Source organism: Streptomyces sp. NPDC104367, from assembly GCF_055583825.1.
Genome location: NZ_JBVJND010000001.1, coordinates 164928 through 180117 on the forward strand (window position 1 = coordinate 164928; position 15190 = coordinate 180117).

Consider the following 15190-nt stretch of genomic DNA (forward strand, 5'->3'; position numbering starts at 1 on the left):
CCGCGGCCCGGCCTGCCGCGCTCGGCCCGCCTCCGGGACACTCCGGTCGGGCCGGGGTACAAGTGGGTCGCGCTGTCGAACACCACGCTCGGCGTGCTGATCGCCACGATGGACGCGTCGATCGTGATCATCTCGCTGCCGGCGATCTTCCGGGGCATCGGCCTCGATCCGCTCGCGCCGGGCAACATCGGCTACCTGCTCTGGATGATCCTGGGCTATCTGCTGGTGTCCGCCGTGCTGGTGGTCGTGCTCGGGCGGCTCGGCGACATGTTCGGGCGGGTGCGGATCTACAACCTCGGCTTCCTGATCTTCGCGGGTGCCTCGGTCGCGCTGTCGCTCGATCCGTTCCGGGCCGGGGCGGGGGCGCTGTGGCTGATCCTGTGGCGGATCGTGCAGGCCTTCGGCGGCTCGATGCTCACCGCCAACTCGGCCGCCATCCTCACCGACGCGTTCCCGGCCCGGCAGCGCGGCATGGCCCTCGGTATCAACCAGATCACCGCGCTCGCCGGGCAGTTCCTCGGTCTGCTCGCGGGCGGTCTGCTCGCCGCGGTCGACTGGCGTGCCGTGTTCTGGGTGAGCGTCCCGGTCAGCATCACCGGGACCGTGTGGTCGTACCTGAGTCTGCGCGAGACCTCGACGGGGCGGCCGGGGCGGATCGACTGGCTGGGCAACCTCACCTTCGCGGCCGGCGCCGGCATCCTGCTGGCGGGCATCACCTACGGCATCCAGCCCTACGGCGACAGCGCCACCGGCTGGGGCAACCCGTGGGTGCTGGGCGGTCTGATCGGGGGCACCGTCCTGCTGCTGGCCTTCTGTGTCGTCGAACGGCGGGTCGCCGACCCGATGTTCGACCTGGCGCTGTTCAAGGTGCGGGCGTTCGCGGCCGGCAACCTGGCCGCGCTGCTGACCGCGATCGCGCGCGGCGGGCTCCAGTTCATGCTCATCATCTGGCTCCAGGGCATCTGGCTGCCGCTGCACGGCTACGACTTCGAGGACACCCCGCTGTGGGCCGGCATCTTCATGCTCCCGCTGACCCTCGGCTTCCTGATCGCGGGTCCCGTCTCCGGCTATCTGTCGGACCGGTTCGGCGCCCGGCTGTTCTCCACCGCCGGGCTGGTGGTCGTCGTGCTGTCCTTCCTCGGGCTGCTCGCACTGCCCGTCGACTTCGACTACGGCCTGTTCGCGGCGCTGCTGCTGCTCAACGGGCTCGGCCAGGGCATGTTCTCCGCGCCCAACACCTCCTCGATCATGGGCAGCGTGCCGGCCGAGTACCGGGGCGTCGCCTCGGGCATGCGCTCGACCTTCCAGAACTCCGGTACTGCGCTGTCCATCGGCGTCTTCTTCTCGCTGATGGTGTCCGGGCTCGCCGCCTCGCTGCCCGGGACGCTGAAGAGCGGGCTGACCGCGCACGGCGTGCCGGCCGGCGCGGCCGAGCACGCGGCGTCGCTGCCGCCGGTGAGCACGCTGTTCGCGACGTTCCTCGGGAACAACCCGATCCAGCACCTGCTGGCCTCGGAGGGTGTCCTCGGCCATGTCACCGAGGCCCAGCGGAACGTGCTGACCGGCCACACCTTCTTCCCGGAGCTGGTCTCCGGGCCGTTCCACCACGGGCTCGCCATCGTGTTCGGCGTGGCGGCGGGCATGGCCCTGGTCTCCGCGGTGGCCTCCGCCCTGCGCGGTGCCCACCGGCCGGGGAACGACCGGGCGGAGCCGAAGGACCGGCCGCCCGCGCGGACGGCGCGGTCCCGGCACGACGCGCCGTCCTGACGGCGGTCAGGGGTAGGAGGCGAGGTTCGCCACGTTGGTCGAGGAGTTGGACGGCCCTCCGGTGTTGTTGACGACGTGGGTGATGGTGCCGGTGCCGCCGAGGGAGACCGTCACCATGCTGGTGAAGCGGACGCCGGAGGTGTTCGGTGCCTCGATGGCGCGGGCGGCGACGACGCTCGGGTCGACGTTGAAGTAGCAGTAGCTGCCGAGGCCGTACGCCTGGTGGCTGGTGACGGAGTCGGCGACCTTGTAGGCCGCGTAGCCCTGGGTGGAGCCGTTCGTCCAGGCCGCCTGGCCGGGCGGGTCGTACGGCATCTCGTTCTGGTAGAAGTACGTGCGGCCGCCGTTGCCGTTCCAGACGGTCTGGTACTTCTGGAAGTGCTCGACGAACAGGCCGTACATGGTGACGTCGTCGCCGTTGACGACCAGGCCGGTGTCGGCGGTGTTGCTGGTCCAGCCGACGCCGCTGCCGTGGTCCGCGCGCCAGATCCACATGTGGTCGCCGATCACGTCGTCGCTGTTGACGACCAGGCTGGTGGTGGCCTTGCCGACGCCCGCGCCGCCGACCCGGAAGTACACGTCGTGCAGCGAGGTGGGGTCGGTCGCGTGCGAGGCGGCCGAGCCGCTGGGGCCGACCTCCACCAGGGTGGCGGAGTTGGTGGTGCCGGCGTCGAAGAGCAGGCCCGCGATCCGGACGCCGTCGACGTCGGCGACCTTCATCGCGGTGATGCCGTTGTCCGGGACGAAGGTGGCGAGGCCGAGGCCGAGGACGACGGTGTCGGCGCGGTTGACCTGCAGGGTCTGGTCGAGGTGGTAGACGCCCGGGGTGACCAGGAGGTTCTTGCCCGCGGTGAGGGCCGCGTTGATCTGGGCGGCGGTCGCGCCCGGCTTCACGACGTAGAAGCTGTCCAGGGAGAGTGAGGTGCCGGCAGCCGTTCCCGAACTCCAGCTGGTGCCGGTGGAGTTGGAGCGGGCCGACGGGACGAACACCTGGTAGGCGCCGGAGCCGTCGACGTACAGGAACGGCTTCTCGCGGGTCACCGGGCTCTGCGCGACCGTGGTGTCGGGCGGGCTGGGGAAGGTGGTGGCCGGTACGCCCGTGCTGCCGACGAAGACCATGTTCCAGTTGGCGCCGGTCCAGCTGCCCAGCTGGGAGTTGCGGGTCAGCCACTGCTGCTGGCTGCCGGAGTTCACCTGTCCGTTGATCTGGCTGTCGGCGATCAGGCCGCCGCTGGACCAGCCGCCGTCGTCCAGGGCGAGGTTGCCGCGCAGGTGCATCCGGCGGTAGGCCGCGGCCTGCGAGACGGCCCAACGGTCGCCGCCGGTCGGGTTGACGGAGAGGTTCTCGGCGCCGCGCCAGAAGTTCTGGGTGGCGTTGCCCTGGAACCAGTCCGCCTCGGTGTGCACCGCGCCGTTGACCGACACCGCGTCGGGGGTCAGGCCGAGGCCCAGCACCTGGGTGTAGAAGCCGACGTTGACGTCCGCGCTGTAGGCGCCCGGCTTGAACAGCACGGCGTAGCGCTGGGAGCCGAACTGGTTCGTCTCCTGCTGCGAGAAGACCGAGTCCAGCTTGCCCTGGATCGTCGAGGCCGACATCGACGGGTCGAGGATGACCACGTTGGAGCCGAGGTCGGGGTTGCCCGACTGCGCCACGGGGACGACCTGGAAGCGCTGGGCGTTGGTGCCGTTGCAGGTGTACTGCACGAACTGCACGCCGTCGGCGGTCGAGGCGCCGGGGTCGTCCAGGCACTTGCCGCTGTTGCGGTTGACGAAGTGGTAGGCGCCGCCGCCGTCGTCGACCGGCAGCCACTGCTGGTTGGCGCCACCGCCGTAGGCCCACAGCTGGACGGGGGCGCTGTCGGCCGTGGAGACGTCGGTGACGTCCAGGACCTGACCGGTGCTGTTGGCGTTGCCGATCCGGACGTAGCCGTCGGCGGTGGCGGTGAGACTCCACTGCTGGGCGGTGGTGCTGTTGCAGGTGTACTGCTGGACGACGGTGCCGTTCGCGGTGGCGGCGGCCTTGGCGTCCACGCACCTGCCGCTCGCCGCGTCGAGCAGCGTGACGTTGCCGGTGGGCAGCGCGGCTGCGGAGGCGGGCGCGGCGCCGGTCGCGGTCAGCAGGGAGGCGGCGAGGGACAGGGCGGCCAGGGCGACGGCCGTGGGAAGGGGTCTGGCCATGCGGGGGTGGCCTTTCACGCGGGGGGATGCACCACGGATGTGCTCGTCACCACGGTGGTCAGCGGGTGTCGAGCACATCCGTGAGGCTTTGTTTAAGGCGTGAAGCTAAGGGTGCGGACCAGTCGCGTCAAGGGTTCGCACAACACTCGCTCTCCCCTCAGGACGCCGTCGCGGCCGCGAACTGGGTGCGGTACAGCTCGGCGTACCGCCCGTCCGCCGCGAGGAGTTCGTCGTGGGTGCCGCGCTCCACGATCCGCCCTGCCTCGACCACCAGGATCCGGTCGGCGGCCCGCACGGTGGAGAGCCGGTGGGCGATCACCAGGGCCGTGCGCCCCTCCAGCGCCTCGGTCAGCGCCTCCTGGACGGCCGCCTCGGAGGTGTTGTCGAGGTGGGCGGTGGCCTCGTCGAGGATGACCACGCGCTGGCGGGCCAGCAGCAGCCGGGCGATGGTCATCCGCTGCCGCTCGCCCCCGGAGAGCCGGTAGCCGCGCTCGCCGACCACCGTGTCCAGGCCGTCGGGCAGCGACCGGACGACCTCGTCGAGGCGGGCCCGGCCGAGGGCGTCCCACAGCTCCTCGTCGGTGGCCCCGGGGCGGGCCAGCAGCAGGTTGGCGCGGACGGAGTCGTGGAAGAGGTGGCCGTCCTGGGTGACCATGCCGAGGGTGGCGCGCAGCGAGCCGGCGGTCAGGTCGCGGACGTCGACCCCGCCGACGCGGACGGCGCCCTCGTCCACGTCGTACAGGCGCGGGAGCAGCTGGGCGACGGTGGACTTGCCGGCCCCGGAGGAGCCGACGAGGGCGACGGTCTCGCCGGGTTCGGCGCGGAAGGAGATGCCGTGCAGGACCTCGGCGCCGCCGCGGCCGTCGAGGGCCGCGACCTCTTCGAGGGAGGCGAGGGAGACCTGGTCGGCGGCCGGGTAGGCGAAGCGGACGTCCTCGAACTCGACGGCGACCGGTCCCTCGGGCACCTCGCGGGCGCCGGGTTTCTCCTCGATCAGGGGCCTGAGGTCGAGCACCTCGAAGACCCGCTCGAAGCTCACCAGCGCGCTCATCACCTCGACCCGGGCCCCGGCGAGGGAGGTGAGCGGGGCGTACAGACGGGTCAGCAGCAGGGCGAGGGAGACCACGGCGCCGGGTTCGAGGCTGCCGCGCAGCGCGAACCAGCCGCCGAGGCCGTAGACCAGGGCGAGGGCCAGCGAGGAGACCAGGGTGAGCGCGGTCATGAACACCGACTGGGCGGTGGCGGTGCGCACCCCGATGTCCCGGACCCGGGCGGCGCGTTCGGTGAACTCGGCGGACTCCTCCCCGGGGCGGCCGAAGAGTTTGACCAGGGTGGCGCCCGGCGCGGAGAACCGCTCGGTCATCCGGGTGCCCATGGCCGCGTTGAGCGCGGCGGCCTCGCGCTGCATCCGGGCCATCCGGCCGCCCATCCGGCGGGCGGGCACCACGAAGACCGGCAGCAGCACCAGCGCGAGCAGGGTGATCTGCCAGGACAGGGTGAGCATGACGACGAGCGTCAGCACCAGCGTGACCAGGTTGCTGACCACGCCGGAGAGGGTGTTGGCGAAGGCGCGCTGGGCGCCGATGACGTCGTTGTTGAGACGGCTGACGAGCGCTCCCGTACGGGTGCGTGTGAAGAACGCGACGGGCATGCGCTGCACATGATCGAACACAGCCGTTCGCAGATCGAGGATGAGTCCCTCCCCGAGCGTCGCCGAGAGCCGCCGCCCGAGCACCCCGAGGGCCGCCTCCGCGACCGCGACCAGTGCGATCAGCAGCGAGAGCCGTACGACCGCCCCGGTGTCGTGTCCCGCCACGATCGCGTCGACGACATGACCGGCGAGGACGGGGGTGGCGACCGCGAGCAGGGCGGTCACCACGCCGAGCAGGACGAAGCGGACTATGCCGCTGCGGTGCGGGCGGGCGAAGGCGGCGATACGGCGCAGCGTGGCCGGGTCGAACGGACGCCGTTCCTGCTGCGCGGTCATCACACTGTGCAGCTGCGTCCAGGCGGTGGTCTCCATACTCATGGAGGAGAAGGTAGGACCTCAAGCTTCGTTGAGGTCAAGGTCCGCACACCGTCCCCCCGTACGAAGGACCCGGGAACGAAGGACCCGACGTCCCCTCCGCCGGCCCCGCCGGGGCGCCAGGAGCCCGGAACGGGCCCTCACCCCCACCCGCTTCCCGTCCGTCATCCGGTGTCTCCTGCGCCGCCACCCCCCGTTGGGGCGGCGCGGAGAACCTGTCCCGGTGTGACAGCGGTAAGAATCCCCGACCTCCGTGAGAGCCGGCTCCCCCGGCTGGTCCGCCGTGTCCCCGTGCGGCACGTCCTCACCCTGAGTCCGCTCGTGCTCGTCGTGGTCGTCGCGGTGCGGCACTGGCCGGTCCTGGTCGAGGGTTTCGGCCACCTGCGCGGCGCCTCCTGGCCCTGGCTGCTGGCGGCGGGCGGCGCCACCTGTCTGACCTGGGTGGCCGCGGCCGTCACCCGGCAGGGCGCGGTCGTCCAACGGCTGCCCCGCTGGCGGCTGCTGGCGACCCAGCTCGCGGCGGGCTCGGCCAACCACCTGCTGCCGACTGGCCTCGGCTCGGGCGCGGTCAACCTGCGGTTCATGACCGTCTGCGGGGTGCCGCTCGCCACCTCCTCGGCGGCGCTCGCGCTGTACCTGCTCGCCGAGTCGGTCGCCCGGGTGGGCCTGATGGCCGTGCTGTTCGTCGCCTTCCCCGACGCGCTCCGGCTCGACGCCCTGCTCCCCGGCGGCACCGCCGGACCGCTCCTGGCCGTCGCCGGCGCGCTGTCGGCCGTGGCGGTGGCCGTGCTGCTCCTGGTACGACGGCTGCGCGAGCCGGTGGTGCGGTTCGTGCGCAGCGCCCTGGGCGAGGCCCGCTCGGTGCACACGCGTCCGGCCAGGGCGCTGGCGCTGTGGGGCGGTTCGCTGGCCTTCCCCGCGCTCCAGGCCGCCGGGCTGGTCGCGGTCGGGCAGGCGCTCGGCCTGCGGGTGCCGCCCACGCACATGGCGCTGGCGTACCTGGCGGCCACGGTCGCCGTGGCGCTGATCCCGACGCCGGGGGGCATCGGCTCCGTCGAGGCGGCGCTGATCGTGGCGCTGGTGGCCGCGGGGGCGCCGGTGGCGGTCGCCACGGCGGTCGTGCTGGCGTACCGGATCATCACCGTGTGGGTGCCGTTGCTGCCGGGAGCCCTGACACTGGGAGCGCTGGTACGGCTGAAGGTCATCTGAGCGACGGCCCCGCGCCACCGTGCGACGGACGCCCGACGGATGCCCGACGGACGCCCGATGAAAGGAAGCGGGCGGCCTAACCGGTCGCCGCCTTCCGGGAGTTCGAGGCGGACGAGGAGGCGCGGGCGGCGGTGCCGTGGGGTGCGGGCGGCACGTCGGGCCGCCACGGCACCTTCACGGACGGCTGAGCGCCGGGCGCGCCGGGCGTCATACGGGCGTCGCCGCCAGCATCCCGGCGACGGCGGCCCGGAAGACGCCCAGCCGGTCGGCCGCCTCGTCCGCCGGGATGCGGGGCTCGTAGACGGCGGACGGTCCGCCGTCCGGCAGGATGTCGGCGGGGTCGGCTCCGAGGTGGGCCAGGGCGCCGACGCCGAGGGCGGTGGCGTCGTGCAGGGCGGACACCTCGACCGGGCGTTGCAGCAGGTCGGCCTGGGTCTGCATGAGCAGTGCCGAACGGGTCAGGGCGCCGTCGACGCGCAGCGCGGTCAGCGGGGTGCCGAGGTCGCCGGCGGCGGCCTCGGCCAGCTCCACCACCTGGGCGGCGAGGCCCTCGCACAGCGCGCGCACCAGATGCCCCGGAGCGGTGTCGAGGCCGAGCCCGGTGAGCGAGCCGCGCAGGTCGCCGCGCCACCAGGGAGCGGCGAGTCCGGCCAGTGCCGGTACGAAGGTGACGCCCCCGGCGTCGGGGACGGTGCCGCCGACCCGGTCGAGGTCGCCCGCGCCGGAGATGACACCGAGGTCGGTGAGCCAGCGGACGGCGGAGGCGGCCGTGTACACCTGGCCGTCCAGGCAGTAACTGGTCTGTCCGGCCAGCCGCCAGGCGACACAGCCGACCAGCCGGGAGACGCCGTGCCGGGGTGTGTCGCCGGCGTGGGCGAGCAGGAACGCCCCGGTGCCGTAGGTGCACTTGGCGGCGCCCGGTTCGGTGACGCGCTGGGCGAGCAGGGCGGCCTGCTGGTCGACGGCGAGGCCGGTCAGCGGCAGGTTCTTCCCGAACGCCGGTGTCGTCGCGACGAGTTGGGAGTTGTCGACGATCTCGGGAAGCCGTTCGCCCGACAGTCCCCAGATGTCGAGGGCCCGGGGTGACCATTCCACCCGGCGCAGGTCGAGCAGCTGGGTACGGCCCGCGGTGGCGGCGTCGGTGACGAAGGCGCCGGTGAGCCGGTGCACCAGCCAGGCGTCGGTGGTGGTGACCACGCCCTCGGAGGTGAGGTGCCGGCGGATCCAGGCCATCTTGGGCGCGGCGAAGCGGGGCGCGACGGGCAGGCCGGTAAGGGCCCGCAACTCCGGCTCATGGCAGGCGAGTTCCGCGCAGACGCGCTCCGCCCGGCGGCCCTGGCGGACGATCGCGTCGGTGAGCGGACGGCCGGTGCCGGGGTCCCAGGCGAGCACGGTCTCGCCCGGGTTGGCCAGGCCCAGCGCGGTCACCGGCTCACCGGCCTCGGCGAGCGCCCGGTGCCCGGCGACGAGCACCGAGCCGTACAGTTCCTCGGGGTCGGCCTCCACCAGGCCGCCGGCCAGGTGCCGGGGCTGTACGGCGGCGAATCCGGTGCCGATGACGCCCCTCTCGGGACAGATCACCAGGGCCTTCGTACCGGACGTACCCTGGTCGATCGCGAGCACCGGACCTGTCATCGAGCCTCCTTGACGATCACTGCGCGACAGCCTGCCGCCGGGCGGCAGGCTGCGTCAACAGGTCGCTTCGTCAAGGGAGTTGGAGCGGACGGGCGGGAGCCTCCGGCTGCCCCGGCGCGGCCCGGGGTCCGGTGGGTGCCCGGTCGGCGTCCCACCGGTCGAGCCAGGACAGGACGGGCACGGTCATCACCGTGGTCACCAGGGCGACCAGCACCGGTGCGGAGAACAGGGCGTCGCTGACGATCCCGGCGGCCGGGCCGACGTTCAGGGCGATGAGCTGCATCAGCCCGCGGGCGTTCATCAGCGCGCCGACCCGGACCGCCACCGACGGCGGTTCGCCCCTGAGCCGGGCCGCCGCCCAGCAGCCGCCGAACTTGCCCGCGACGGCCAGCACCACGGCGGCCACGCCGAACGCCGGCACGGCGGGGTCGGCGAACACGTCGAAGCGGGTGTTGAGGCCGGAGTAGGTGAAGAACATCGGGACGAAGACCACCTGGGTCACCGACTGGGTGGTCCGGACCAGACGTTCGGCCGTCTCGCCCCGGGGCATGGCCATGCCGACGCAGAGGGCGCCGAACACCGCGTACAGGTCGATGACGTCGGTGAACCAGGCGGCGCCGAACAGCACCGCGACCGTGCCCGGCGGCCGGGTGTCGTCGCGCAGTCCGGGCGGGTCGACGATCAGGGCCGGCCGCGGGCGTCCCGCGCCGAACAGCACCGCCCCGAACAGCAGCGCGCCGCCGACCGTGGTCAGCACCTGGGCCGGGTCGCCGGCGGCGGCGCTGAGCACCGCGGCCGGCATGGTCCAGGCGACGGCGTCGTCGGTGGCGCCCGAGGCCAGCGAGAGGGTGCCGTAGCGGGAACCGGACAGGCCGCGTTCGGTGATGATGCGGGCCGGCATCGGGAACGCGGTGATCGCCAGGGCCACGCCGACGAAGGCCGCCGTGATCCAGACCGGGACCCCGTGGACGAAGATGTCCACGTGTCCGTGGGCCATGAGCGCCAGGCCCGCGCCGAGGGCGAGGGGAACGACGATCCCGGCCCCCGACACGGCCACCGCCGTACCGGCGAGTCCGCGGCCCGCGTGCGCCCGGAACTCGTACCCGGCGTGGAACATCAGGGCCACCAGCCCGATCCGCCCGGCGACGTACAGCACCGGCTTCAGCTCGGGCGGGAGGACCGCGTCGGACGCGCCGGGGGCGACCAGCCCGAACAGGGACGGGCCGAGCAGGACGCCGGCGATCACCTCGCCGACGACCGGCGGCCGGCCGAGGCGCCCGGCGACCACCACGACCAGCCGGCAGGGGCCGCGGCCGGGGAGCGAGCGGGTGTGCTCGGCGGTGGACTCCAGCCGGAACCGCCGGAGCACCTCCTCGGCGGCCACCCGCATGGTCAGTACGGCGAAGCCGCGGGCCGGGCAGGGCCGGTTGGCGGTGACGCCGAACGGGATGGAGGCGGTGGGCCGGGCGTCCCCCGACAGCCGGTGGTCGGGGTCGAAGCGGTCCGCCCCGGACGTGCCCGGGCGCTGGTACTCGGGGTAGTTGAAGAGCAGGACCGAGCCGGCCGGGATGGCGGGGCGGCCGTCGCGCGGGATCTCGTCCGTGGTGATCCGGTGGGCGACGCCGAACAGCGGGAAGTGCTGGAGGGTCTCGTCGAGGACGTGGCCGAGGTGGTCGGGGTCCGGGTGCGCGGGGCGGCCGGGTCCGGCCGGCCGGACCCGGTCCTGCGCCTCGGGGTGGGTGGCGAGGGCGAGCAGCGGATGGGCCGTGGCCTCGGACATCTGCACCACGGCCGTGTTGAAGAAGGTGCCCTGGAGGCAGTACGCCCGCTCCCGCTCGGTGAGCAGGGCGGGCAGCGGCACGGGCGGCGGGTCGTGGGCGAGGCGCGCGCGCAGGTACGCGGTGAGGCGGGCGCGGCGGTCCATGTGCCGCAGCCGCAGTGGGCCGGCGCAGGAGCCAAGCCCTCCCGGCGGCCCAGGGGAACCCGACTCCCGCACAGTGAAAGCAAGTCGGCAGCTTGGACACAGCCGGTCCGACGGACGCCCGGTACGAACTCCTGTGCGGATACGGCAGGATGAGAGGTTGCACATTCGAATGGGAGGTAACCGGTGAACCGAGCGCTCACCGTCGATGACCTGGTCCTGGCGGGCATCGCGCTGGCGGCGGGTCTGCTGCTGGCCTTTCTGTCGCGCGGGGTGCTGCGCTGGCTGGCCAGGCACGCCAAGCGGACGCGCTGGAGCGGCGACGACGTCGTCGTGGACGCGCTGCGCACGGTGGTCCCGTGGGCGGCGATCGCGGGCGGCGCGGCGGCCGCGGCGGCGGTGCTGCCGCTGACGAGGACGGTCCAGCACCACACCAACCAGTGCCTGCGGGTGCTGCTCATCTTCGCGGTGACGGTGTCGGCGGCGCGGGTGATCGCGGGCCTGGTGCGGTCGGTCACCCAGTCCCGCTCCGGGGTCGCCGGTTCGGCCACGATCTTCGTGAACATCACCCGGGTGCTGGTCCTGGCGATCGGCTTCCTGGTGGTGCTCCAGACGCTGGGCATCTCCATCGCGCCCCTGCTCACCGCCCTCGGCGTGGGCGGTCTGGCGGTGGCGCTGGCCCTCCAGGACACCCTCGCCAACCTCTTCGCGGGCATCCACATCCTCGCCTCCAAGACCGTCCAGCCGGGCGACTACATCCGGCTCAGCAGCGGCGAGGAGGGCTATGTGGTGGACATCAACTGGCGCCAGACCACGGTCCGCCAGCTCTCCAACAACCTGGTGCTCATCCCCAACGGCCAGCTGGCCAAGACGAACATGACCAACTACACCCGTCCCGAGCAGCAGTTGACGATCCTGGTGCAGGTGGGGGTGAGCTACGACAGCGACCTGGACCACGTCGAGCGGGTCACGCAGGAGGTCATCGCCGAGACCATGAAGGAGATCACCGGCGCGGTCCCGGAGCACGAGCCGGCCATCCGCTTCCACACCTTCGGCGACTCGCGGATCGGCTTCACGGTGATCCTCGGCGTCGGCGAGTTCAGCGACCAGTTCCGCATCAAGCACGAGTTCATCAAGCGCCTGCACCGCCGCTACCGCGACGAGGGCATCCGCATCCCGGCCCCGGCCCGCACGGTGGCACTCCAGCAGGGCACCGTGGTGATCCCGCACCAGCGCACCACGGACGACCTGCCCTCCCCCGCGGCACCGGCGGACCAGTAACACCGGCGACCGGCCCGGACACGGAACGTACACACCCGGGACCGGGCCCCTCCGGCTCCAGCTCCGCTCCCGGCTCCCGGCTCCCGGTGATCGGCTGTTTGTCATGGCCTCCGGAAATCCGATCCGCCGAGTCGCCGGACCCCTGTCGAGCCCGGGGCGGTCACGAGATATCTTGATGTCGAGCAATGTTGCAGACGTGGAGCGGAGCACCCGGTGACTGACTCGACCATCATCTACACCTACACAGACGAGGCCCCGGCCCTGGCGACGCATTCGTTCCTGCCGGTGGTCCAGGCGTACGCCTCGCAGGCCGGTGTCGCCGTGGACACCCGCGACATCTCGCTGGCCGGACGCATCATCGCCCACTTCCCGGAGTACCTGAACGAGGACCAGCGCATCCCGGACGCGCTGGCCGAGCTGGGCGACCTGGCGAAGACGCCCGAGGCCAACATCGTCAAGCTGCCGAACATCTCGGCGTCGATCCCGCAGCTCAAGGCCGCCGTCGCCGAGCTCCAGGGCAAGGGCTACGCCCTCCCGGACTACCCGGACGACCCGAAGTCGGACGAGGATCGCGACATCCGCGCCCGCTACGACAAGGTCAAGGGCTCCGCCGTGAACCCGGTCCTGCGTGAGGGCAACTCGGACCGCCGCGCCCCCGCCTCGGTCAAGAACTACGCCAAGACCCACCCGCACCGCATGGGCGCCTGGACCTCCGAGTCCAAGACCAACGTGGTGACCATGGGCGAGAACGACTTCCGCTCCACCGAGAAGTCCGCGGTGATCTCCGAGGCCGGCAAGCTCAAGATCGAGCTGGTCGCCGAGGACGGCACCACCACGGTCCTCAAGGAGTCCGTACCGGTCCTCGCGGGCGAGGTCGTCGACGCCTCCGTGCTGCACGTCGCGCAGCTCAACGACTTCCTGGCCGCGCAGATCGCCCGCGCCAAGCAGGAGGACGTGCTGTTCTCCGTGCACCTGAAGGCCACGATGATGAAGGTCTCCGACCCGATCATCTTCGGTCACGTGGTGCGCGCCTTCTTCCCGAAGACGTTCGCCAAGCACGGCGAGACGCTCAAGGCGGCCGGCCTGTCCCCGAACGACGGTCTCGGTGGCATCCTCAAGGGCCTGGAGAACCTGCCCGAGGGCGCCGAGATCAAGGCCTCCTTCGACGCGGAGATCGCCGAGGGCCCGGCCCTCGCGATGGTCGACTCCGACAAGGGCATCACCAACCTGCACGTGCCCTCGGACGTCATCATCGACGCCTCGATGCCGGCCATGATCCGCACCTCCGGCCACATGTGGGGCCCCGACGGCCAGGAGGCCGACACCCTCGCGGTGATCCCGGACTCCTCCTACGCCGGTGTCTACCAGGCCGTGATCGAGGACTGCCGGGCCAACGGCGCCTTCGACCCGTCCACCATGGGCACGGTCCCGAACGTGGGCCTGATGGCGCAGAAGGCCGAGGAGTACGGCTCCCACGACAAGACCTTCGAGATCGCCACCGCCGGCACGGTCCGCCTGGTCGACGCGGCCGGCGACGTCGTGATCGAGCAGGCGGTCGCCGCCGGTGACATCTTCCGCGCCTGCCAGACCAAGGACGCGCCGATCAAGGACTGGGTGAAGCTCGCCGTCACCCGCGCCCGCGCCACCGGCGACCCGGCCGTCTTCTGGCTGGACGAGGGCCGCGCGCACGACGCGCAGCTGATCGCCAAGGTCCGGCAGTACCTGCCGGAGCACGACACCGAGGGCCTGGACATCCGGATCCTCTCCCCGATCGAGGCCACCAAGCTGTCGGCCGAGCGCATCCGCCGCGGCGAGAACACCATCTCGGTCACCGGCAACGTGCTCCGCGACTACCTGACCGACCTCTTCCCCATCCTGGAGCTGGGCACCAGCGCCAAGATGCTGTCGGTCGTCCCGCTGATGGCGGGCGGCGGCCTGTTCGAGACGGGCGCCGGCGGCTCCGCGCCGAAGCACGTCCAGCAGCTGGTCAAGGAGAACTACCTGCGCTGGGACTCGCTCGGCGAGTTCTTCGCGCTCGTCCCGTCCTTCGAGCAGTACGCCGAGTTCACCGGCAACACCCGCGCCAAGGTGCTGGCCGACACCCTCGACCGCGCCACGGCGACCTTCCTCGACGAGGACAAGTCCCCGACCCGTCGCGTCGGCGGCATCGACAACCGCGGCAGCCACTTCTACCTGTCCCTGTACTGGGCGCAGGAGCTGGCCGGGCAGACCGACGACGCCGAGCTCGCCAAGGCGTTCGTCTCGTTCGCCGAGACGCTCACGGCGAACGAGCAGACGATCGTCGACGAGCTGCTCGCCGTCCAGGGCTCGCCGGCCGACATCGGCGGCTACTACCAGCCCGAGAAGGCCAAGGCGGACGCGGTCATGCGCCCGTCGGCCACCTGGAACGCGGCCCTCACGGCCCTCTGAGCCGAAGCCCGCTCCACGCGTTCCCGCTCCGCCCCGGTCGGCACCCCCGGCCGGGGCGGACGCATGTCCCGGCGGCCGCCTCCCGGGGAACCGGGCGGGCGCTGCCGAAGATCAGCCGGGTGGAGACCGGCCGGGCCCCGATCAGGGCCCGGGACGTGCGGGATCTGCTCCAGTGGTACGGCGTCACCGATCCGGACCGGGCCGAGACGGTGATGCAGATCCACAAGGACGCCCAGCGGCAGGGCTGGTGGGCCCACTACGGCGAGGTACTGCCTTCGGGCACGGCCATCTACGCGGGCCTGGAGGCCGACGCCCGCGCCCTGCGTTCGTACGAACCGGGGACCGTGCACGGCCTGTTGCAGACCGAGGACTGCGCCCGTTCGGTGATCGCCGCGGTACGCCCCAACGAACCCGACGAAGTGCCGCCTCACCCGGCCCACCCCCCTGGTCCAGCCCTGACCGTCGGGCTTTCGTGACGGCTGTATGTCGTGGTTCGCGTATCTCTGGTGCGCGGTGACCGACTGTGGTTGCCTCCTCGTATGACCGTGCTCGTGACCCGCCGTCACATCGACTACGTGCGCGTCACCGCCATGGGGTGTCGCCGCGAGGGCTGACGTTGCGCCCCGGCCCACAGTTCCCCCGCAGTTCCCCCGCCTTTCTCCGTCTGTCTCTGCCTGTCTCTGCCTTTCCCCGTCCTTCCCTCGTCCTTCCCTCGTCTTCCGGCACGTCGGCATGCCACGCGC

9 protein-coding genes are annotated in these 15190 nt (G+C 72.3%); 5 read left to right on the forward strand and 4 right to left on the reverse strand.

Features of this window, described 5'->3' with window-relative positions; translation table 11 throughout:
• Positions 1 to 108 precede the first annotated feature (108 nt).
• On the forward strand, positions 109 to 1767 hold the full coding sequence (locus ACZ619_RS00740) for an MFS transporter (RefSeq protein WP_469593248.1): 1659 nt from the start codon (positions 109 to 111) through the stop codon (positions 1765 to 1767).
• A 6-nt stretch (positions 1768 to 1773) separates the two neighbouring features.
• Here the strand turns inward: ACZ619_RS00740 and ACZ619_RS00745 are convergent, their stop codons facing one another.
• Positions 1774 to 3945, reverse strand: coding sequence for an RICIN domain-containing protein (locus ACZ619_RS00745; RefSeq protein WP_469592558.1), 2172 nt, complete (start codon positions 3943 to 3945; stop codon positions 1774 to 1776).
• A 157-nt stretch (positions 3946 to 4102) separates the two neighbouring features.
• Positions 4103 to 5968 carry an ABC transporter ATP-binding protein gene (locus ACZ619_RS00750; RefSeq protein ID WP_469593250.1) on the reverse strand — a complete coding sequence of 622 codons (1866 nt, stop codon included), beginning with the start codon at positions 5966 to 5968 and terminating at the stop codon, positions 4103 to 4105.
• Between the two features lie 228 nt (positions 5969 to 6196).
• On the opposite strand from ACZ619_RS00750, the gene ACZ619_RS00755 reads away from it, so the two are divergent.
• Complete coding sequence (locus tag ACZ619_RS00755; protein WP_469592559.1) at positions 6197 to 7180, forward strand: lysylphosphatidylglycerol synthase transmembrane domain-containing protein; 984 nt, start codon at positions 6197 to 6199, stop codon at positions 7178 to 7180.
• A gap of 207 nt (positions 7181 to 7387) precedes the next feature.
• On the opposite strand, the gene ACZ619_RS00760 is transcribed toward ACZ619_RS00755, so the two are convergent.
• The gene (locus ACZ619_RS00760; RefSeq protein ID WP_469592561.1) at positions 7388 to 8815 is read right to left on the reverse strand and encodes an FGGY family carbohydrate kinase; all 1428 of its coding nucleotides are present in this window, start codon (positions 8813 to 8815) and stop codon (positions 7388 to 7390) included.
• A 70-nt stretch (positions 8816 to 8885) separates the two neighbouring features.
• A complete protein-coding gene (locus ACZ619_RS00765) occupies positions 8886 to 10739 on the reverse strand; it encodes a cytochrome P450 (protein WP_469592563.1) in 1854 nt (617 codons plus the stop codon).
• Between the two features lie 183 nt (positions 10740 to 10922).
• On the opposite strand from ACZ619_RS00765, the gene ACZ619_RS00770 reads away from it, so the two are divergent.
• The 3 genes from ACZ619_RS00770 (at position 10923) to ACZ619_RS00780 (ending at position 14923) form a co-directional block, all read left to right on the forward strand.
• Positions 10923 to 12017: a mechanosensitive ion channel family protein gene (locus tag ACZ619_RS00770; RefSeq protein WP_469592565.1), complete on the forward strand. Its 1095-nt coding sequence runs from the start codon at positions 10923 to 10925 to the stop codon at positions 12015 to 12017.
• 213 nt (positions 12018 to 12230) lie between these two features.
• Positions 12231 to 14447 carry an NADP-dependent isocitrate dehydrogenase gene (locus tag ACZ619_RS00775; protein WP_469592567.1) on the forward strand — a complete coding sequence of 739 codons (2217 nt, stop codon included), beginning with the start codon at positions 12231 to 12233 and terminating at the stop codon, positions 14445 to 14447.
• Positions 14448 to 14566: 119 nt separating this feature from the next.
• Positions 14567 to 14923: a Scr1 family TA system antitoxin-like transcriptional regulator gene (locus ACZ619_RS00780; protein ID WP_469592569.1), complete on the forward strand. Its 357-nt coding sequence runs from the start codon at positions 14567 to 14569 to the stop codon at positions 14921 to 14923.
• The last annotated feature ends 267 nt before the right edge of the window (positions 14924 to 15190 follow it).

Coding starts and splice junctions, on each gene's coding strand:
- ACZ619_RS00740 (WP_469593248.1), top strand. CDS start 109: ATGGACGCGTCGATCGTGATCATCTCGCTGCCGGCGATCTTCCGGGGC.
- ACZ619_RS00745 (WP_469592558.1), bottom strand. CDS start 3,945: ATGGCCAGACCCCTTCCCACGGCCGTCGCCCTGGCCGCCCTGTCCCTC.
- ACZ619_RS00750 (WP_469593250.1), bottom strand. CDS start 5,968: ATGGAGACCACCGCCTGGACGCAGCTGCACAGTGTGATGACCGCGCAG.
- ACZ619_RS00760 (WP_469592561.1), bottom strand. CDS start 8,815: ATGACAGGTCCGGTGCTCGCGATCGACCAGGGTACGTCCGGTACGAAG.
- ACZ619_RS00765 (WP_469592563.1), bottom strand. CDS start 10,739: ATGGACCGCCGCGCCCGCCTCACCGCGTACCTGCGCGCGCGCCTCGCC.